Origin of the sequence: Pseudomonas sp. HMSC057H01, assembly GCF_001836405.1 — a bacterium.
GTDB classification, from domain to species: domain Bacteria; phylum Pseudomonadota; class Gammaproteobacteria; order Pseudomonadales; family Pseudomonadaceae; genus Pseudomonas; species Pseudomonas aeruginosa.
Genome location: NZ_KV828452.1, coordinates 1 through 516 on the forward strand (window position 1 = coordinate 1; position 516 = coordinate 516).

General features: G+C 66.9%; 1 pseudogene. It reads right to left on the reverse strand.

Features of this window, described 5'->3' with window-relative positions:
* Positions 1 to 516: pseudogene (gene glyA, locus HMPREF2581_RS12275) on the reverse strand (serine hydroxymethyltransferase); the annotation flags it as partial.

Sequence of the window (516 nt, forward strand, 5' to 3'; positions counted from 1 at the left end):
CACCAGGCTGATCAGCATCAGGTGGTTGTCGGTGCCGCCGGAAACCACGTCGTAGCCGCGCCCGATGAACACCTCGGCCATCGCCTTGGCGTTGCGGATCACCTGCGCCTGGTAGTCCTTGAAGCCCGGCTCCAGCGCTTCCTTGAAGCACACCGCCTTGGCCGCGATCACGTGCTCCAGCGGACCGCCCTGGGCGCCGGGGAATACCGCGGAGTTGAGCTTCTTCTCGATCTCCTCGTTGGCGCGCGCCAGGATCAGGCCACCGCGCGGACCGCGCAGGGTCTTGTGGGTGGTGGTGGTGACCACGTCGGCGAAGGGGATCGGGTTCGGGTAGAGGCCGGCAGCGACCAGCCCGGCAACGTGGGCCATGTCGACGAACAGCAGCGCGCCGACCTTGTCGGCGATGGCGCGGAAGCGCGGGAAGTCGAGGGTCTTGGAGTAGGCGGAGAAGCCGGCGACGATCATCTTCGGCTTATGCTCCACGGCCAGGCGCTCGACTTCGTCGTAGTCGATCAG